This window comes from Geobacillus kaustophilus, from assembly GCF_000948285.1.
GTDB lineage: Bacteria > Bacillota > Bacilli > Bacillales > Anoxybacillaceae > Geobacillus > Geobacillus thermoleovorans_A.
This window is the reverse complement of the sequence record NZ_JYBP01000003.1, coordinates 582,702-601,196: the sequence shown is the minus strand read 5'-3', so window position 1 is coordinate 601,196 and position 18,495 is coordinate 582,702. Positions and strand designations below refer to the sequence as shown.

Annotated in this window: 17 protein-coding genes; 2 read left to right on the top strand and 15 right to left on the bottom strand. The window is 54.8% G+C overall.

Annotation, left to right across the window (positions count from 1 at the left end; translation table 11 throughout):
* Nucleotides 1-24 precede the first annotated feature (24 nt).
* The 4 genes from buk to LG52_RS03510 form a co-directional block, all read right to left on the bottom strand.
* Entirely contained in the window at nucleotides 25-1,137 is a 1,113-nt protein-coding gene (gene buk, locus LG52_RS03525) for a butyrate kinase (protein WP_044730886.1), read from the bottom strand.
* A 55-nt stretch (nucleotides 1,138-1,192) separates the two neighbouring features.
* Nucleotides 1,193-2,296, bottom strand: coding sequence for a leucine dehydrogenase (locus LG52_RS03520; protein WP_044730885.1), 1,104 nt, complete (start codon nucleotides 2,294-2,296; stop codon nucleotides 1,193-1,195).
* A 24-nt stretch (nucleotides 2,297-2,320) separates the two neighbouring features.
* Nucleotides 2,321-3,220, bottom strand: coding sequence for a phosphate butyryltransferase (yqiS, locus tag LG52_RS03515; protein ID WP_044733075.1), 900 nt, complete (start codon nucleotides 3,218-3,220; stop codon nucleotides 2,321-2,323).
* Between the two features lie 138 nt (nucleotides 3,221-3,358).
* Nucleotides 3,359-5,422, bottom strand: coding sequence for a sigma-54 interaction domain-containing protein (locus LG52_RS03510; protein WP_044733074.1), 2,064 nt, complete (start codon nucleotides 5,420-5,422; stop codon nucleotides 3,359-3,361).
* Nucleotides 5,423-5,561: 139 nt separating this feature from the next.
* Between LG52_RS03510 and LG52_RS03505 the strand changes: the two genes are divergently transcribed.
* The gene (locus LG52_RS03505; protein WP_011231866.1) at nucleotides 5,562-5,810 is read left to right on the top strand and encodes a DUF2627 domain-containing protein; all 249 of its coding nucleotides are present in this window, start codon (nucleotides 5,562-5,564) and stop codon (nucleotides 5,808-5,810) included.
* A 73-nt stretch (nucleotides 5,811-5,883) separates the two neighbouring features.
* On the opposite strand, the gene LG52_RS03500 is transcribed toward LG52_RS03505, so the two are convergent.
* On the bottom strand, nucleotides 5,884-6,612 hold the full coding sequence (locus LG52_RS03500; protein WP_044730884.1) for a glycerophosphodiester phosphodiesterase: 729 nt from the start codon (nucleotides 6,610-6,612) through the stop codon (nucleotides 5,884-5,886).
* A 108-nt stretch (nucleotides 6,613-6,720) separates the two neighbouring features.
* Between LG52_RS03500 and LG52_RS18685 the strand changes: the two genes are divergently transcribed.
* Nucleotides 6,721-6,867: a YycC family protein gene (locus LG52_RS18685; RefSeq protein WP_075261742.1), complete on the top strand. Its 147-nt coding sequence runs from the start codon at nucleotides 6,721-6,723 to the stop codon at nucleotides 6,865-6,867.
* 146 nt (nucleotides 6,868-7,013) lie between these two features.
* On the opposite strand, the gene spo0A is transcribed toward LG52_RS18685, so the two are convergent.
* The 10 genes from spo0A to folD all read right to left on the bottom strand — a co-directional run bounded on the left by spo0A (nucleotide 7,014) and on the right by folD (nucleotide 18,473).
* The gene (gene spo0A, locus LG52_RS03495; RefSeq protein ID WP_197072022.1) at nucleotides 7,014-7,832 is read right to left on the bottom strand and encodes a sporulation transcription factor Spo0A; all 819 of its coding nucleotides are present in this window, start codon (nucleotides 7,830-7,832) and stop codon (nucleotides 7,014-7,016) included.
* Nucleotides 7,833-8,215: 383 nt separating this feature from the next.
* Nucleotides 8,216-9,511, bottom strand: a complete 1,296-nt coding sequence (gene spoIVB / locus LG52_RS03490; protein WP_044730882.1) for a SpoIVB peptidase — start codon at nucleotides 9,509-9,511, stop codon at nucleotides 8,216-8,218.
* Between the two features lie 275 nt (nucleotides 9,512-9,786).
* The gene (gene recN, locus LG52_RS03485; protein WP_044730881.1) at nucleotides 9,787-11,508 is read right to left on the bottom strand and encodes a DNA repair protein RecN; all 1,722 of its coding nucleotides are present in this window, start codon (nucleotides 11,506-11,508) and stop codon (nucleotides 9,787-9,789) included.
* A gap of 126 nt (nucleotides 11,509-11,634) precedes the next feature.
* Entirely contained in the window at nucleotides 11,635-12,084 is a 450-nt protein-coding gene (gene ahrC, locus LG52_RS03480; protein WP_044730880.1) for a transcriptional regulator AhrC/ArgR, read from the bottom strand.
* Between the two features lie 53 nt (nucleotides 12,085-12,137).
* On the bottom strand, nucleotides 12,138-12,986 hold the full coding sequence (locus LG52_RS03475) for a TlyA family RNA methyltransferase (RefSeq protein ID WP_044730879.1): 849 nt from the start codon (nucleotides 12,984-12,986) through the stop codon (nucleotides 12,138-12,140).
* Nucleotides 12,987-12,989: 3 nt separating this feature from the next.
* The gene (dxs, locus tag LG52_RS03470; protein ID WP_044733073.1) at nucleotides 12,990-14,882 is read right to left on the bottom strand and encodes a 1-deoxy-D-xylulose-5-phosphate synthase; all 1,893 of its coding nucleotides are present in this window, start codon (nucleotides 14,880-14,882) and stop codon (nucleotides 12,990-12,992) included.
* A gap of 254 nt (nucleotides 14,883-15,136) precedes the next feature.
* Nucleotides 15,137-16,030, bottom strand: a complete 894-nt coding sequence (locus LG52_RS03465) for a polyprenyl synthetase family protein (protein WP_044730878.1) — start codon at nucleotides 16,028-16,030, stop codon at nucleotides 15,137-15,139.
* Between the two features lie 3 nt (nucleotides 16,031-16,033).
* Entirely contained in the window at nucleotides 16,034-16,264 is a 231-nt protein-coding gene (locus LG52_RS03460; RefSeq protein WP_044730877.1) for an exodeoxyribonuclease VII small subunit, read from the bottom strand.
* On the bottom strand, nucleotides 16,261-17,607 hold the full coding sequence (gene xseA / locus LG52_RS03455) for an exodeoxyribonuclease VII large subunit (RefSeq protein WP_044730876.1): 1,347 nt from the start codon (nucleotides 17,605-17,607) through the stop codon (nucleotides 16,261-16,263). Before xseA ends, LG52_RS03460 begins: the two co-directional genes overlap by 4 nt.
* A gap of 11 nt (nucleotides 17,608-17,618) precedes the next feature.
* Complete coding sequence (gene folD / locus LG52_RS03450; protein ID WP_044730875.1) at nucleotides 17,619-18,473, bottom strand: bifunctional methylenetetrahydrofolate dehydrogenase/methenyltetrahydrofolate cyclohydrolase FolD; 855 nt, start codon at nucleotides 18,471-18,473, stop codon at nucleotides 17,619-17,621.
* Nucleotides 18,474-18,495 lie beyond the last annotated feature (22 nt).

Here is an 18,495-nt window from a genome sequence, read left to right as displayed (position 1 = left end):
TTCTCCTTTCTGTCCGTTGCCGCATCAGCGCCGGGCTGGAACCGGCGAAACGGCCTCGCCTGGATACACTTTTTCCTCTTCTTCGCCGCGCAGGACGCGAAGCGCGCCTTCGGCGAGCGCCTGCAGTTCGTTTTCGCCCGGATGGACGATGACATCAGCGATCCATTGGACGCGGCGGGTGATCTGTTCGACAAACGATTTGCCGTACGCCAGTCCGCCGGTCAAAATGATGGCGTCAACTTTGCCGGAAAGCACGGCGCTTGCCGCACCGATTTCTTTCGCCACTTGGTACGCCATCGCCTCATACACGAGCTTGGCCTTTTCATCGCCGGCTTCGATCATTTTTTCGACTTTCACCGCATCGTTCGTGCCAAGGTAGCCGACAAGCCCCCCTTGGCCGACAAGCATGCGCATCACTTCCTCGCGATAATAATCGCCGGAGTAGCATAACGCCACCAAGTCGCCGGCCGGCACCGTCCCGGCGCGCTCCGGGCTGAACGGGCCTTCGCCGTCAAGCCCGTTGTTGACATCAACGACCCTTCCTTGCTTATGGGCGCCAACCGTGATGCCGCCGCCCATATGGGCGACGATCAAGTTCAATTCGTCATACCGCTTGCCAAGCTGTTTGGCGACGCGGCGCGCGACCGCTTTTTGGTTTAAGGCGTGGAAAATGCTGCGCCGTTCGATCAGTGGAAAGCCGCTGATCCGGGCGATCGGGTCGAGCTCATCGACGACGACCGGATCGACGATGAAGGCCGGAATGTTTAAGGCCGAGGCGATTTCATGCGCCAAAATGCCGCCGAGGTTGGACGCGTGCTGGCCGGAATATCCGCGCCGCAAATCTTCAAGCATCGTCTCATTGACGCGGTACGTCCCGCCTTCGATCGGGCGGAGGAGCCCCCCGCGGCCGCAGACGGCGCTCAATTTCGATAAATTGATCCCTTCTTCATCCAGTGCTTGCAAAATCGTTTGCTTGCGGAACTCATACTGGTCCGCGATTGTTTTATATTGCCGAAGCACATCCGCCTCATGGCGGATCGTTTTTTCGAGCAATGGCCGTTCGTTTTCAAAGACGCCAATTTTCGTTGAAGTCGATCCTGGATTGATCGTTAAAATGCGAAACTTCTGCTCTTCCATCGTTGCTGTCCCTCCATCATCCGCCGGCGGGGCGGAAGGCCGCCCCTCGCCTCTATTAGCGGGCGCGGCGGCGGCTTAAAATATGATGGCCGTTTTGCAAAAATTGGCTGCGCGCTTTGCGCATCGTTTCAATTCGTTCTTCGGCCATCCGGTCAGCGGCCACATACGTTGGAATGTTGTCGCGCTTGGCGATCGCGAACACTTTTTCGATGTTGTCATAAATTTGCTCGATTTTTTTCATCGCCCGTTCGCGGTTGTAGCCGTAAAGCTCGTCCGCGACGTTGATGACGCCGCCGGCGTTGATCACATAATCCGGTGCATAGACGATGCCCATTTCATGGATCATGTCGCCATGGCGCGGCTCTTTCAGCTGGTTGTTCGCCGAGCCGGCGATCACTTTTGCTTTCAGCTGCGGAATCGTTTGGTCGTTGATGATGCCGCCTAGCGCGCACGGAGCGAAAATGTCGCACTCCACGCCGTAAATGTCGTTCGGGTCGACCGCTTTCGCGCCAAATTCCTCGACCGCCCGCGCCACCGCTTCCTTGTTGATGTCGGTAACGATGAGTTTCGCTCCTTCTTCATGCAAATGGCGGCATAAATGGTAGGCGACATTGCCAACCCCTTGGACGGCGACGACTTTTCCTTCGAGCGAATCGCTGCCAAACGCTTCCTTCGCCGCCGCTTTCATCCCGCGATATACGCCGTAAGCCGTGGCCGGCGACGGGTTGCCGGATGAGCCGAATTCCGGCGAAATGCCGGTGACATAGTCCGTTTCTTGATAGATGATGTCCATATCGGCAACAGTCGTACCGACGTCTTCCGCCGTGATGTAGCGGCCGTTCAGCCCTTGAATGAACCGGCCGAACGCGCGGAACATCGCCTCGTTTTTATCTTTGCGCGGATCGCCGATGATGACCGTTTTGCCACCGCCTAAGTTGAGGCCGGCGGCCGCGTTTTTGTACGTCATGCCGCGGGCGAGGCGCAAGGCGTCTTCAAGCGCCTCTTCTTCCGAATTGTACATCCACATGCGCGTCCCGCCTAACGCCGGGCCGAGCGTCGTATCGTGAATGGCGATGATCGCTTTCAAGCCGGATTCTTTATCTTGGCAAAACAACACTTGTTCATAATTATATTTTTCCATATATTGAAACAGTTCCATCACTGATGGCCTCCTCCATCTATTTCATTTTGCCGCTGAACAAACAGCAAGCGCCAACGAATACAGTTTGCTTTCCGCCGAGTCGGCGCGCGACGTCAAGACGATCGGCGCCTTCGCCCCCGCGATGACCGCGCCGACGTTGGCCTTCGCAAAATAGACGAGCGACTTGTACAGCATGTTGCCGGATTCAATGTCCGGCACAAGCAAAATATCAGCCTGTCCGGCCACATCGCTTTCAATCCGCTTATGCTTCGCCGCCGCCATCGACACGGCGTTGTCTAACGCGAGCGGTCCGTCAAGCAGGCAATCGCTGATTTGCCCCCGCTTTTGCATCATAGCGAGCGCGGCCGCATCGACGGTTGCCGGCATGGCCGGATTGACCGTCTCCACCGCCGCCAACGCCGCGACTCTCGGGCGCTCAATGCCAATCGAACGCGCTACGCTGACCGCGTTGTTGACAATTTGCACCTTTTGCTCCAAATCCGGAGCGATGTTCATCGCCGCGTCGGTGACGATGACGAGCCGGTCGAACGCCGGCACCTCGAAAACCGCGACATGGGACAACACCTTTCCAGCGCGCAGCCCATACTCCTTGTTCAAGACCGCTTTCAGCAGTGTCGCCGTCGGCACATGCCCTTTCATCAACGCATCCGCCTCGTTCAAATGGACGGCGCGCACGGCAAGCTCTGCGGCTTGCCCGATCGAATTCGCATGAACGACATCGACGTCGGAAAAGCGGGTGCATCCTTTTTCCTTCAACAGCCGTCCGAGCCGCTCCCGATCGCCATAGAGCACAAAGCGTCCGAGACGGTGTTCGAGCGCCATCGCCACCGCTTCGATCACTTCTTCATCTTCCGCCGCCGCCACGGCCACCGTCCGGTCCTGGCATTGTCTTGCTTCTTCCACTAACGATTCAAGCTTCATCATCTGCACCAACCTTTTCTGCAAATCGTGCGGCACGATCTTTTATGCAAAAACCGTGCCAACTCATTATAAATGAAAACGCTTTTAACACACTGCTTTCGAAAATAAAAGTGTGCAACATTCTTCAATTCACGCAAGTTATTGCATGCTATTTTTGTCAAGCCCGTATTTCTCCAACTTGTAATATAAATTGCGCACCGAAATGCCAAGCGCCCGGGCCGCCGCTGTTTTATTGCCGCGATGGCGGCGAAGCGCCTGCTCAATCAAGCTCGCTTCGTATCGGCTCACCATTTCCCCAAGCGGCCGAAGCTCCTCTTCCATCTCCAGTCGAGGCGCCGGCGCCGACGAAGGCGAAGCGAGCGGCGGCAAATGCGCGGCATCGATCATCACTTCATGAAACTTCATGAAAATCATCGCCCGCCCGAGTACGTTTTCGAGCTCGCGGACATTGCCAGGCCAATCGTAGGCAAGCAGCCGCGCCATCGCTTCATCCGTCACCCCTTCGACGTTGCGCCCGTAATCTTGGTTCAGTTTCTGGATCAAATGCCGGCAAAGCGCCGGAATGTCTTCCTTGCGGGCGCGCAGCGGCGGAATGTAAATCGGCATGCGGTTGAGCCGATAATATAAGTCTTCACGAAAGGCGCCTTCGGCAATCGCTTTTTCAAGGTTGACATTCGTTGCAGCGATGACACGGACGTTGATTGGGATCGGCTTCGTCCCGCCGACGCGGACGATCTCCCGCTCCTGCAAGACGCGGAGCAGCTTCGCCTGCGTGCTGGCCGACAGCTCGCCGATTTCGTCAAGGAAAATGCTTCCGTTGTTTGCTTCTTCAAACAACCCTCGCTTGCCGCCGCGCCGCGCACCGGAAAACGCTCCTTCCTCATAGCCAAACAGTTCGCTTTCCAATAATGTTTCCGGAATGGCCGCGCAATTCACGCGGATAAACTTGTTATACTTTCGGTCGCTCGCGTTGTGAATGGCGTGGGCGAACAGCTCCTTGCCCGTCCCTGATTCCCCGCGCAGCAAAATCGTCGCCGGCGTTTTCGCCGCCAACTTCGCCTGCTCGATGGCAACCTTCATCTCTTCCGACTCGCCGACGATGTCGGCAAACGAATATTTCGCCTCGAGCGTGCGGATGATTTGCCGCGCCCGATTGAGCTCAGCCGTCAGCCGCTGAATTTCTGACACGTCATGAATGACACCGACGCTTCCTTTCAATACACCATCCACAATGATCGGCGCGACATTGACGATGACATCCCGGTTTTTCGGGCCGACTTTCATGCGCGCCCCGCGCACCGGGCGACGCGTTTTCAATACTTGCATGTGCATGCTTTCCCCTTCCGCAATGTCGGCCGTCGCCGGTTTGCCGATGACGTCTTCCTCCGTCAGGCCGGTGAGCCGTGTATACGCTGGGTTGATCAAAATGCCGTTCCCGTTTTCATCAACGACGGAAATCGCCTCTTCCGACGAGTGGATGATCGCTTCAAGCATCATGCGGACTTCTTTTAAGTCGGTGATTTCTTCCGCCAAAGCGACAAGCTCGGTGATGTCCTTGAATACCGCGAGCGCTCCAAACAGTTTGCCACTATCATCGATGATCGGGATGCGGGTGGTGATCAATTTTTTTCCATTGGCCAGTTCCACTTCTTGGTGAAACTCCGTCTGCCTCGTTTCGAGCACGCGCGGCAAGCCGCTTGACGGAAGAACGGTCAAAATATGCTTGCCGATCACTTTGTCTTTATCGACTTCAAGCAGCTCCGCCGCGCTTGGATTCATATCGGTAATGCAAGCATATTCATCAACGACAATCATGCCATCATGGGACGAATGAAAGATGAGCGCGCGTCGGGCCGCTTCACTTTTCAGCTCGGCAATGAGCTTTTCTTTTTCCTCAACGAGATCGGCCATCATCCGCGCGACCGCGCTCGGAACAATATTCGCCCCCTCGGGCGCCCGTCGGCGGATTTCTTCCAGGACATCCGCCTTACCCGTCGTTTCAATGATCAAATCAAGCGGCTCGGCCATCCATGGACGCCAGTCGCTCGCGGCGGCAATGCCCCATTTTTTCGCCAGCTGCAATCCCGGAGCGTGTGCATCTACATCCACGACCGCCACGACTTCGAACCCTGCTGCTCCATGGAGCAGCTTCAACAGCGATGTGCCGCGCGAGTCAGCCCCAATGATCATCACTTTTTTCATGTCCATCCACCACACTTTATAGTATGCCAACTTTTGCAGACACTTTTATCATACTTGATTGGCTCTTTCCTTGACAAACGCCCAATAACCGCTATGATAGTCGATAAGGCCACTCTTTTCGGAAAGGAACGCGATCGCGATGGGGCGAATGATTGCGCTGTTGATTTTAGTCATTCCCGGGCTTGGAGCGGCGCTTGGCATCAAATGGATGCGCGATGCGTTGTTTGGCATCAACGGGCCGCTGTTTTCTGCCTTATGGCTCCAATTTCTCGCCGGGCTCGCGCTGTTTGCCGCCGGGCTGGCGTTTCTCGGCGGTTTTTTGCTGCACCGCGACCGGAAGCGCAACAAAGTGCAGGCGCGTTTTCAACGAAAACGAAAAACACCTTGACTCGAAACGTTGATGCCTTTGCATTGGGAAACATCCATTTCAAGGCAAACAAAAAATGCCTTAACGTCTCTCGTTAAGGCGTTTTCTCTTTCCATTGCTTCGCTTGTCGCGGGTAGTCGGTGAAGACGGCGTCAACGCCATAAGCAAACATCGTTTTCATCACATTTCGCTTATTTACCGTAAACGGGCGGACCGCCACCCCGCGCCGCCGCGCTTCGGCGGCAAATTCCGCCGTCACCGTCCGATAGTGCGGATGCACCCCGTCGGCGTTCATGGCGCGCACATACGTCCATGGGTCATACAGCGGCTCGATGTACAAGAGCGCCGTCTCGATTTCCGGTGCAAGCGTTCGGCAAAGGCGCATGCTATGATGATTGAACGATGACAAAATCGTCCGTTTCTCAAGCCCATAGCGGCGCACGAGGTCGATCGTTTTTTGCTCAAGCGCTTCGTAGGGGATGAGGCTATTTTTCAGCTCGATGTTGACCGCCATCCGTGTTGATGACAGCCAAGCAAGCACTTCTTCAAGATGCGGAATCGGACAATGGCCATACTTGCCTCTCCATTTCGCCGCCGCGTTCAATCGGCGCAGTTCGCGGTACGTGATGGCTTTCACCCAGCCGCTGCCGTCCGTCGTCCGGTCGACCGTTTCGTCATGAATGACGACGATTTCGCCGTCTTTTGTGAGCTGCACATCCAATTCAATGCCGTCCGCCCCTACTTTTTCCGCCTCGATAAACGCCGCCATCGTATTTTCCGGGTGCGTTCCCGCCGCCCCGCGATGGGCAAAAATCCATGTCATTCTTCCTTCTTCCTTTCGCATTTATTCGCCGTTCAGCCAAGGAACTGGCCGAAACCGGCGGCCGTTCGTTATACTAAAACTAATACTATGAACAAACGAGGTGAGATGATGCAGCCGTTGAAAATTTCGCTGGAAACGGCGCAAAAGCTGGCCAAAGCGCTCGGCGTGCCGATCGAGCAAATCATGCATATGCCGCCGCACATTTTGGTGAACAAGCTGCTGGAATTGGAGAAAAAGGAAAACGACCCATCTTAACCGTCTGGCCCTTGGCGGTAAAGCCGCCTCTGTACACCAGGCGCAAGCCGTGTTCCCCCTCTTTTCGCTCCAGCAAGCCGCCAAACGGCAAAAAAGACGCCCGCAATGCGGAGCGTCTTGCCGCTTTGGCTATCATTCGTTTTCCGTTACGATGCCTTATGCTCAAGCCGCAGTTTGTCCGCCACCATGGCGATGAATTCCGAGTTGGTCGGCTTTGCTTTCGAGACGCTCACTGTATAGCCGAACAGCGAGGAAATCGATTCGAGGTTGCCGCGGCTCCAAGCGACTTCGATCGCATGGCGGATGGCGCGCTCGACGCGGCTGGCGGTCGTGTTGTATTTTTTAGCGATGTCCGGATAGAGCACTTTCGTGATGGAGCCGAGCAGTTCGATGTCGTGATACACCATCGCGATCGCTTCGCGCAAGTACAGATAGCCTTTAATATGCGCCGGGACGCCGATTTCATGGATGATGCTCGTAATGCTGGCATCCAAATTTTTCGGTTTGTTGTCGCGCGCCTGGTAGGCAGAGCTGGTTTTTCTGACCATCGGCGCCGTTTTGCCATGAATCTGCCGAATGTGATGGACCAAATTCTCCATGTCGAACGGTTTTAAAATGAAGTAGGAGGCGCCAAGTTCCACTGCCTTTTTCGTGACATCCTCCTGGCCGAACGCCGTCAGCATAATGACGCTCGGCTGATGCTCACAACCTGCGCGGATTTTCTCAAGCACAGCCAACCCATCCAAGTGCGGCATAATGATGTCCAGAAGCAAAATATCCGGCCGCTTTTCCTCGAGCATATGAAGGCAGTCTTGGCCGTTATACGCCGTGCCCATCACTTCCATGTCCGGCTGGCTCGAGATATATTCGTCAAGCAATGTCACCAATTCGCGGTTATCATCGGCAATGCACACCTTAATGCTCAAAACGATCGTCCTCCCCCACTTTTTCTTGCTATGTAACATTCCGTTAACGTACATTCGACAACAGCGGCAAAAAATCCTTTTATTTTTCAAAAAATAAAAATTATAACAAAAAATGAGCTCATTAGACAATATTCGTTTTCACCAGCGATGCGTTTGTCGAAAAATCTTTACACCTTTCATTTTAACGGATGTTTCACCAAATATCTATGCCAAACCGGCAAAATTTTTGCCGCCTTTTTTGAAAAATTTTTAGTGGCTGCCAACCAATATTGCGGAACCAATCAAGCCGCTCACAGCATTTCGAAACATTGGCCTTGGGATGATCAGGAAGAGATGAATGGCGACCAAATCATCATTCATCATTTCACCAAATATACGCAAGAATCGAATGTTGGCTGCCGGGAAAAAGCGAGCCGACTTTGTCAGCTCGCTTTCTTTTGTTTGCCGTATAGATCGATGCCTGCCTCTTGCAGCATCCACTCAATGTGGACGCCATAGCCGGATGTCGGATCATTCACGAAAACGTGCGTCACTGCGCCTACGAGTTTTCCGTCCTGAATGATCGGGCTGCCGCTCATCCCTTGGACGATGCCCCCTGTTTTCTTTAACAAGCGCGGGTCAGTTACGCGAATCACAAGGCCTTTGGTCGCAGGAAATTTCTGCGGAATGATGCTGACAATTTCCACGTCAAACTGCTCGACTTTGTCGTTTTCCACCACTGTCAATATTTTTGCCGGTCCTTCTTTCACTTGGTTCGCTAAGGCAACCGGGATCGGTTTTGTGAACGGACCGTTCGGCAGTGGTTTGATCAGCTTGCCGAAAATGCCAAACGGGCTGTTGGTGGTGATTGTGCCGATCACTTCTTCGCGGTCGGAAAAGCGGGCTAATTTTTCACCTGGATTGCCGCTCGTCCCTTTTTCGATCGATGTGACAGTCGAGCGCATAATTTGCCCGTTTTGCACGACAATCGGCTTTTTCGTATCCATGTCAGAGATGACATGGCCAAGTGCGCCATATGTTTTTGATTTGGGGTCATAAAATGTCATCGTCCCGATGCCGGCGGCCGAATCGCGAATGTACAGGCCGATGCGGTACACATCGTCATGCTTATCTCTCAGCGGAACGAGCTTCACCGTCATGGAGTGCTGATCGCGCAGAATTTTTAGATGAAGCGGTTTTCCCGTTTTGCCGGCCTCCTCAATGAAAGGGGAGAGGTCGCTCATGTTTTCGATTTTTTGGCCGTTAATGCCAATAATGATGTCGCCGACTTGAATGCCGGCTGCCTCTCCCGGCGATTTTTTCCCGTTTTCGGTTTCGACAAGGTGGTAACCGACGACAAGAACGCCGACGGTATTGAGCTTGACGCCGATCGATTGTCCGCCGGGAATGACTTTGAGCGTCGGCAGCACGTTGACATCCACTTGCTTGATCGGCATTCCGGCAACCTGCAACACCATCGTTTCATGTCCGCGGCGTTTCGCCTTTACAGACAGAGAACCGTTTTTTCGCTCAATATTGAGCGTTTCGGGAGCGTTTCGGTCATTGACGGCCGCTTGCACAGGAAGGGAAGCAGCAGAAAATTCAACCGCATCGCCTTCAAACAGGACAAGCTGCTTTGGAATTTGCCAATATTCCTTCATCGGTTTGGAAAAAGCGATGGCCGTCAATATACCAAGGAGAAGCACTCCTGCGATTTTTCGCGCCGTTTCTTTATTCAATGTCGTCCACTCTCCTCGCTCCCGCCTACACCATGCAAAAACGGTTACAGTTTTAATTTTGCCTGAACCGGGGAAAATATAATCGCCCTGCCGATAAAAAAGCTGCCCGGAATTGGATGGACTTGCATCCGGACAGCCGCACGGCTTTTGGCTTATCTTTAATGGAAACGCCGTAGTTCTCTTGAGGAGAGCGGGCGCCAAGTCAGAGCAGGCAGGCGGCATCAGCCCTCTTTGAGAGGGATGCTCCTCCCTTCGACGAACAGAGGAAACAGGAATCAATGTTTCATTTTCGCCGCCAGTTCCAACAGCTCTTTGGCATGCCGTTTCGTCAGCTCCGTCATCTCGACGCCGGAAATCATCCGCCCGATTTCCTTCACTTTCTCCTCCTCATTGAGCTTCCTCACGACCGTCTTCGTCCGTTCCCCATCCGTCTCTTTGGCGATCAACAAGTGCGTGTCCGCCATCGCCGCGACTTGCGGCAGATGGGAAATGCAAAGCACTTGCGACTGGCTGGCGATGCGGTAAATTTTTTCCGCCATCGCCTGAGCGACGCGTCCGCTGACACCGGTGTCGACCTCATCAAAAACAATCGACGTCACTCCTTGATGTTTGGAAAAAATCGTTTTCAACGCCAGCATAATGCGCGACAGCTCCCCGCCGGAAGCGACTTTGACGAGCGGTTTTAACGGCTCGCCGACGTTCGTCGAAATGTAAAATTCGACGACATCGATGCCATCTTCTTGGAACCTAACCGGCACGCCGTCGACCAAAGGGGCGTCAAGCGATCCTTCGCGCTTGGCAAATACGATGTCAAATTTCGTTTTGTCCATGTACAAGTCTTTCAGTTCTTGATGAATGCGCTCAATCAGGCGCCGGGCATATGTTTGCCGAACAGCGGTGACGTTTTTCGCCTCCGTGAGCAACTCGTCCGTCACCGCAGCGAGCTGCTGCTTAAGCTCATGCACATGCGTTTCGCGATTTTCGATTGTCTCGATTTCCTCGGCGATCGTCTCGGCATAGTGCAAAATATCGGCAATCGTCGCCCCGTATTTTCGTTTGAGCTGCCCGATTTCCGCAAGACGGCTTTCAATGGCATCGAGCCGTTCTGGGTCGTACTCCATCCCCTCAATTTGATCGCGCAGCTTGTACATGACTTCCTCGAGCAAATAGTAGCAGTTCGCTGTCGTTTCATGCGCATCTTTGAGCGCTGCATCCATGCCTGCGACATCATCGAGATGGCGCATCGCCTCCCCGATGGAATCAAGCCCGCGTCCCTCTCCGGAGAGTGCCTCATAGCTTTTCTGCAACGCGGTGTAAATTTTTTGAAAATTTACGATGCGAACTTTTTCCTCCATCAGCCGCTCGTCCTCGCCCGGCTCGAGCGCCGCCTGCTCGATTTCGCGCAGCTGAAACGTCAGCAAATCAAGCCGGTGCGCCATTTGCTGTTCATTTTCGCTCAGCTTTTTCAATTTGTTTCCGAACTCCTCATACCGCTCATAGACGGCGCGGTAGCGGACAAGCGCCTCTGCAGCCTCTAGGCCGCCGAACTCGTCTAAAAGCGGCAGATGGCGGGACGGATCCATCAGTTCTTGATGTTCATGCTGGCCGTGAATATCAACAAGCGTCGCCCCGATGTCGCGCAGCACCGCCGTAGTGACGAGCTTGCCGTTAATACGGCAGACGCTTTTGCCGTTAGCCAAAATATCGCGGCGCAACACGATCATGCCGTCGCTGGCGTCGATGCCAACGTCCGCGCATTTTTGCCAACACGGATGGCGGTCATCATCAAGCAAAAACAGCCCTTCGATTTCCGCCTTTTCCGCTCCAAAGCGAACAAATTCAGCGGAACCGCGTCCGCCGATCAACAAATGAATCGCGTCGATGATGATCGATTTGCCGGCTCCCGTTTCGCCGGTTAACACTGTCAGCCCTTTGTCGAACGACAACGAGAGCGACTCGATAATGGCGAAATTTTTAATCGACAGCTCGGCGAGCATTTCACCACTCCTTGCCTGTCCGATTGATTTCTCTTTTGATTATAGCACATATGTTCGTGTTTGCAAGCGAGGACCACCCTGTCGTTCCGTCCTTGAACGTGGAACGGAAGCGGGGCCGGTCCTCGCCTAGAGCATGGACAACAGCTGGTCGGATACTTTTTCCGCATCTTTCGGCGTACGGCAGATGATTAGGCACGTATCGTCGCCGCAAATCGTACCGACGATTTCGTTCCAATCCAAATTGTCGAGCAAAACGCCGACGGCATGGGCGTTGCCCGGCAGCGTCCGCAAGACGAGCAAGTTGCCCGTTCCGTCAAGCTTCACAAACACATCAACAAGCGCCCGCTTCAGCTTTTGCAACGGATTGAAACGCTGGTCGGACGGAAGGCTGTACTTGTAGCGGCCGTTGGCCATCGGCACTTTGACGAGCTGCATTTCTTTAATGTCGCGCGAGACGGTCGCCTGGGTGACGTTAAAGCCAGCTTCTCTCAGCCGTTCGACAAGCTCGTCTTGCGTTTCGATGTCATGGTTCATAATGATTTCACGAATTTTAATATGCCTTTGCCCTTTGTTCACATTGCGCCACCTCTTTGCTTGCAAAATGCCACGCTGTTGTTCCCCGCCCGCCGCTATTCGCCGTGCCCCTCTGTCCTGTCGCCGCGCAAATGGGCGTGCGCCTCACGTACGATATGTGCGATCGGCATCGGCAGACGGTTTTCCCCTTTGCGATTTTCTCCCGAATAAACAGCGTGAAGCAAAAACTCAATGTTGCCATCGCCGCCCGTAATTGGCGAATAGGATAAGTGCAAAACATCGAATCCTTCCGCGCAGGCGAATTGAATAATCGATTCGAGCACTTCCTCGTGAATGTTCGGGTCACGAACAATCCCTTTTTTGCCGACCTTTTCCTTGCCGGCCTCAAACTGCGGCTTGACGAGAGCAATCACATCGCCGCCCTGCACAATGACCGTCTTGACGACCGGCAGAATGAGCCGCAACGAAATAAACGAGACATCGATGACAGCTACTTCCGGCAGCCCTTTCGTAAACTGATCCGGCGTCACGTAGCGGAAGTTCGTCCGCTCCATCACAACGACGCGCTCGTCTTGACGCAGCTTCCAGGCAAGCTGGTTGTAGCCGACATCGACGGCATACGTCAGCTTCGCTCCATGCTGCAAGGCGCAGTCGGTGAAACCGCCGGTCGACGCGCCGATGTCAAGAACAATTTTATTTTCCACGCGAATGTGAAACTCGCGCAACGCTTTTTCCAGTTTCAACCCACCGCGGCTGACGTACGGAAGCGGGTTGCCTTTCACCTCAAGGGGAATGTCAACCGGCACTTTTTCCCCGGGCTTATCGAGTCGAACGTCGTTTGAATAGACAAGCCCGGCCATGATCGCTCGCTTCGCCTTTTCCCGCGTTTCCGCCAGCCCTCGTTCGACAAGCAACACATCGAGCCGTTCTTTTTTTCCTTTCATGTCTCAAGCCCTTTTCTGTTTTCTTGGCGCCATCGTTTTGATGCGGTCGATGATATGGGCCGACGTCAGCCCGATTTCATTGAGCAGCTCGCTGACGCTTCCATGTTCGATAAAGCGGTCCGGGATGCCCATTCGTTCGATGACCGCTCCGTGGTAGCCATGATCATGAGCAAACTCCAACACAGCACTGCCAAAGCCGCCTTGCAGCACCGCCTCTTCGACCGTTAAGATCGGCAGGCGGCTTTCAAGCAGTTCGTGAAGCATCGCTTCATCCATCGGCTTCAAAAAGCGGGCGTTGACGACTTTCACTGATATGCCGTCTTTCGCCAGCTCGTCAGCCGCCTTAAGCGCCATCGAAATCGTCGTGCCAAACGTCAAAATCGCCGCATCGCAGCCGTTGTGCAACACTTCCCACGTGCCGATTGGAATTTCTTTCAGCTCCTCATCAAGCGGTACGCCAAGCCCGTTGCCGCGCGGGAAACGCATGGCGATTGGCCCGTCGTCGTAGCGGATGGCGGTGTACACCATGTGCTGTCCTTCGTTTTCGTCTTTTGGCATCATCAACACCAAGTTCGGCACATGGCGCAAAAAGGCGATGTCAAACACCCCTTGGTGCGTTTCGCCGTCCGCCCCGACCAACCCAGCACGGTCAATGGCGAAAAAGACATTTAAGTTTTGCCGGCATACATCATGGACGACTTGGTCATAGGCGCGCTGCAAAAACGTCGAATAAATGGCCAAAAACGGTTTCATCCCTTGCGTCGCCAATCCAGCCGCGAGCGTTGTCGCGTGCTGCTCGGCGATGCCAACATCAAACATCCGATCTGGGAACTCGCTTGCGAACCCTTCCAGCTTCGAGCCGACCGGCATCGCCGGCGTAATCGCGACGATGCGCGGGTCGGTGCGGGCGAGCCGGCGCACCGTTTCGCTGACAAGCGCGCTCCATGACGGACCGGCCTCTTTCGTTTTGACAAAAGCACCGGTTTCGATTTTGTACGGCCCTGTGCCGTGCCATGTGCCGACTTTGTCGTTTTCCGCCGGACTGTATCCTTTCCCTTTCTTCGTGATGACATGCACAAGCACCGGACCTTTCATCTTCTTCGCATAGCGCAAGTTCTCAAGCAAATCCTCAAAATCGTGGCCGTCGACCGGGCCTAAATACGTAAACCCAAGTTCTTCAAAAAAGACGCCGGAGACAAGCAAATATTTCAAGCTGTCTTTCAACCGCTCGGCGGTCGCCGCCAGCTTGCCGCCGACCGCTGGGATACGCTTGAGCAACAGCTCCAGTTCATCTTTCACCCACTGGTATTTGCCGGCGGTGCGCAGCCGACCGAGGATGTTGTGCAACGCGCCGACGTTCGGGGCGATCGACATTTCATTGTCGTTTAAGATGACAATCATATCCGTTTTCTCATGCCCGATATGGTTGAGCGCCTCAAGCGCCATGCCGCCGGTGAGCGCCCCATCGCCGATGATTGGCACGATGTATTCATCCGTCCCTTTCAAATCACGGGCAATCGCCATGCCCATCGCCGCCGACAGCGACGTCGAGCTATGGCCCGTTTCCCACACGTCATGCTCGCTTTCGCTCCGTTTCGGGAATCCGGACAGCCCCTTGTATTGGCGGAGCGTGTCGAACGCAGCGGCGCGTCCGGTCAAAATTTTATGCACGTATGACTGGTGTCCGACATCCCAAATGAGCTTGTCTTTTGGGCTGTCGAACTCGCGGTGGAGGGCGATCGTCAGCTCGACAACCCCTAAGTTTGGGCCGATATGTCCGCCCGTTTTCGACAACTTCTCAATTAAAAACCGCCGAATCTCGGCGCTTAACCGTTTCAGCTCAGGAATGGACATGTTTTTGACAACGCACGGATGGTCAATTTTTGTCAAGTCCAACAAAGATCACTCGCTTTCATTCTGTCGTTCTCCGAGCCGTTTCTCCTCGTACAGGTAGTATTATTATACATGATCCGGCGCGAAAAATCGACTTTTCCCGCCAACGCAGCCCGTCACCACTAGGACGCGTTTTGTGGTGTATCTTCTATAGAACTTGCGGCGGCCGCCCGGCGGAAAACAACCAAAAAAACAAGGCCGCCTCCGCCCCGAAGGAAAGCGAACAACGGGAACAAGAGGCCGCCGCCCCGAATCAGTCAGTGATCGCGGACCGCGACAAGCTCGCAAATGTAGGCAAGCACAGCGCCATCCACCCCAGCCTGCCGCAAATGGAGCTTCGCAGCATCAATATGAAACGTCAGCTTCTCTTTGGCGCCATCAAGCGAGAGCAGCGCCGGATACGTCACTTTCTTGTTGTCATGGTCGCTGCCGACTCGCTTGCCGATTTTCTCTTCCGTCCCTTCAATGTCCAAAATATCGTCGCGAATTTGAAAGGCGAGGCCTAAATGCGCGGCGAACTCGTTGAGTTCGCGCGTCTGCCGACCATCGGCGCCGCCGAGCAGGGCGCCGGCGTGCACGCTGTATTGCAGCATTTTCCCCGTCTTATGGCGGTGGATGTATTCCAATTCCGCAAGCGCCAGCGTTTTTCCTTCCGCCTCCATATCAGCCGCCTGTCCAGCGACCATGCCTTCCGGGCCGGCCGCCTTTGCGAGCTGCTCGATAAGCTGCAGACGGACGGGAGGCGGCACGCGGTCGTTATCGACCTCGGCGATCAATTGAAACGCATACGTAAGCAAGGCGTCCCCAGCCAAAATGGCCATTGCCTCGCCGAACACTTTATGGTTGGTCGGCTTGCCGCGCCGCAAATCGTCGTTGTCCATGCTTGGCAAGTCATCGTGAATAAGCGAATACGTATGAATCATTTCAATGGCGCAAGCGACTGGCAGACCGATCGCCGGGTCTTTGCCAAGCGCTTGGATGGTCGCCAGCAACAAAAGCGGGCGGATTCGTTTGCCGCCGGCCTCAAGCGAGTAGGCCATCGCCTTTTTCAGCGTCTCCGGCCCACGAAGCCGCGCCATATAGGAGGAAAGCGCCGCCTCGACGGCCCGTTTTTGTTCGTTGAGAAACTGTTCAACCGAAAGCAGCACCACCTGTCACTCCTCCTCCGGCGAAAAAGGGACAAGCTCGCCGTCTTCGCGCAGCATGTACTCCAACTGTTTCTCCACATGCTGCAATTTATCATGGCAAAGCTTGGACAGTTTCATGCCTTCTTGAAAAAAGGCGATCGCCTCCTCAAGCGGCACGTTCCCTTCCTCGAGCTTATCGACGATTTCCTCCAGTTTTTTCATCGCTTCTTCAAACGTCATCTCTTTTTCTTCGCTCATACCGTACTCTCCTCCACTCCCGTCACTTGACAATCGACTCGTCCGTCTTGAACTTGAATGGAAAGATGCTCGCCGATTCGAAGCTGTTTCGTTCGTTTCACGAGCTCGCCCTGCTCATTGTACACCAAGCTGTAGCCCCGCTCCATGATGCGAAGGGGGCTTAGCGCCTCAAGCCGGGCGAGGTTGGAGCGAAAGCGGAACCGATGGCGCTCCACCGCAGTGCGCATCGCTTTTTCCAGCGCATTGGCGGCCGCCTTTTGCCGTTCTTTCATCCGTTCAAGCTCTGCAGCCGGATGATGCCGCCATAGTCTCATGTCAAGCTCATGCAGCCGCTGACGGTGTTTGTCGACGAGCCGTTCGCGTTGGCGGCTAAGCCGCTCAAGCAACGCATCAAGCTGCTGTTCTTTTTGTTCATAGAGCCGCTTGGGATAGCGGAATGCGTAGGATCCTTGCAGCCGGCGAAGCTGCTCTTTATCAGCGGCAAGCCGCTCTTTCATGGCGCGGATGAGCCGCCATTTCCGCTCGACGAGCCGCCTAGAGATCTCCCCAACATGCGGCGCCGCCATCTCAGCTGCTGCCGTCGGCGTCGGCGCCCGCAAATCGGCGACAAAGTCGGCGATCGTAAAATCTGTTTCATGGCCGACAGCGGAAATAATTGGAATTTTGGAGGCAAAGATGGCGCGGGCGACGATTTCTTCATTGAACGCCCACAATTCTTCGATCGAGCCGCCGCCGCGGCCGACAATCAGCACATCAACCCCGCCGAACGCATTCGCCCGTTCGATGGCGCGCACAATGGAGGGCGCCGCCCCGTCCCCTTGAACGAGCGCTGGAAACAAAATGACTTTGGCGAGCGGATAGCGGCGGCGAATCGTCGTCATAATATCGCGCACCGCCGCTCCAGTCGGCGATGTGACAACACCGATGCAGCGAGGAAAGGCTGGAAGCGGCTTTTTATGGGCCGGCGAAAACAGCCCTTCCGCCTCGAGCCGCTGCTTCAGCTGTTCGTAGGCTAAATAGAGGCTTCCGACGCCTTCCGGCTGCATTTCTTTGACATAAAGCTGATAGTTGCCGTTCGGTTCATACACGGAAATTTCCCCGCGCGCGAGCACGTTCATCCCATCTTCAGGATGGAACGGCAAATATTGGTTGTAGCCGGCGAACATGACGGCGGCAATGCGTCCTTGGCTGTCTTTCAACGTAAAATACATATGGCCGCGCGAATGCTGCTTAAAATTCGAAATCTCGCCCTTCACCCATAGATCGCGCAAATGCGGGTCGACATCGAACTTGCGTTTGATGTACTTCGTCAGCGCTCCGACCGTCACATATTTAACTTCCACTGATCCTGCCCTCACTTTGCGGCCAGCTGCCGTGCCGCTTCAATCGTGTTGTGCAAGAGCATCGTAATCGTCATCGGCCCGACTCCACCCGGCACAGGCGTCATATAGCCAGCCACTTCTTTTACAGCGTCAAAATCGACATCGCCGCACAATTTGCCGTTCTCAAGCCGGTTGACGCCGACGTCGATGACGACCGCCCCGGGCTTGATGTGTTCCGGGCCGATGAGGCGCGCCTTGCCGACAGCGACGATCAAAATGTCCGCCTGCCGAGTGATGGCGGCCAAATCCGGCGTTTTCGAGTGAGTGTAGGTGACGGTGGCATGTTCGTGCAAAAACAGCTGGCCAACCGGTTTGCCGACGATGTTGCTTCGGCCGACGACGACAACGTGCTTGCCGGCGATGTCAATGCCGGCCGATTGCACCATCACTAAAATGCCATGCGGAGTGCACGGGAGAAACGCCCGTTGGCCGATCATCATTTTTCCGACATTGATCGGGTGAAACCCATCGACATCTTTTTCCGGTGCGATCGTTTCAATAACCGACCATTCGCAAATGTGATCCGGCAGCGGCAGCTGCACTAAAATGCCGTGCACCGCTGGATCGACGTTTAACTCGCGGATTTTCGCAAGCAGCGTCTCTTCGTCGATCGCCGCTGGAAACGTGTAAAGGAACGAGCGAATGCCGACCTCGGCGCACGCTTTTTGTTTTCCTTTTACATACGAATGCGACGCCGGATCGTCGCCGACTAGAATGACGGCCAGCCCCGGCTCAACGCCCTCCGCTTTCAACTGTGCGGCTTGATCCGCCAATGCGGTGCGAATCGTTCTCGCCATCTCCGTTCCGCTAATGATTTGTGCTGTCATCGTGTTTCGTTCCCCTCTCCTC

Bases quoted from the DNA above. Each gene is read 5' to 3' on its own strand.
- LG52_RS03460 (WP_044730877.1), bottom strand. From the start codon at position 16,264: ATGAGCGAAGAAAAAGAGATGACGTTTGAAGAAGCGATGAAAAAACTG.
- recN (WP_044730881.1), bottom strand. From the start codon at position 11,508: ATGCTCGCCGAGCTGTCGATTAAAAATTTCGCCATTATCGAGTCGCTC.
- LG52_RS03510 (WP_044733074.1), bottom strand. From the start codon at position 5,422: ATGAAAAAAGTGATGATCATTGGGGCTGACTCGCGCGGCACATCGCTG.
- LG52_RS03505 (WP_011231866.1), top strand. From the start codon at position 5,562: ATGGGGCGAATGATTGCGCTGTTGATTTTAGTCATTCCCGGGCTTGGA.
- yqiS (WP_044733075.1), bottom strand. From the start codon at position 3,220: ATGAAGCTTGAATCGTTAGTGGAAGAAGCAAGACAATGCCAGGACCGG.
- LG52_RS03520 (WP_044730885.1), bottom strand. From the start codon at position 2,296: ATGGAACTGTTTCAATATATGGAAAAATATAATTATGAACAAGTGTTG.
- spo0A (WP_197072022.1), bottom strand. From the start codon at position 7,832: ATGTTACATAGCAAGAAAAAGTGGGGGAGGACGATCGTTTTGAGCATT.
- folD (WP_044730875.1), bottom strand. From the start codon at position 18,473: ATGACAGCACAAATCATTAGCGGAACGGAGATGGCGAGAACGATTCGC.
- LG52_RS03475 (WP_044730879.1), bottom strand. From the start codon at position 12,986: ATGAAAGGAAAAAAAGAACGGCTCGATGTGTTGCTTGTCGAACGAGGG.
- LG52_RS18685 (WP_075261742.1), top strand. From the start codon at position 6,721: ATGCAGCCGTTGAAAATTTCGCTGGAAACGGCGCAAAAGCTGGCCAAA.
- buk (WP_044730886.1), bottom strand. From the start codon at position 1,137: ATGGAAGAGCAGAAGTTTCGCATTTTAACGATCAATCCAGGATCGACT.
- LG52_RS03500 (WP_044730884.1), bottom strand. From the start codon at position 6,612: ATGACATGGATTTTTGCCCATCGCGGGGCGGCGGGAACGCACCCGGAA.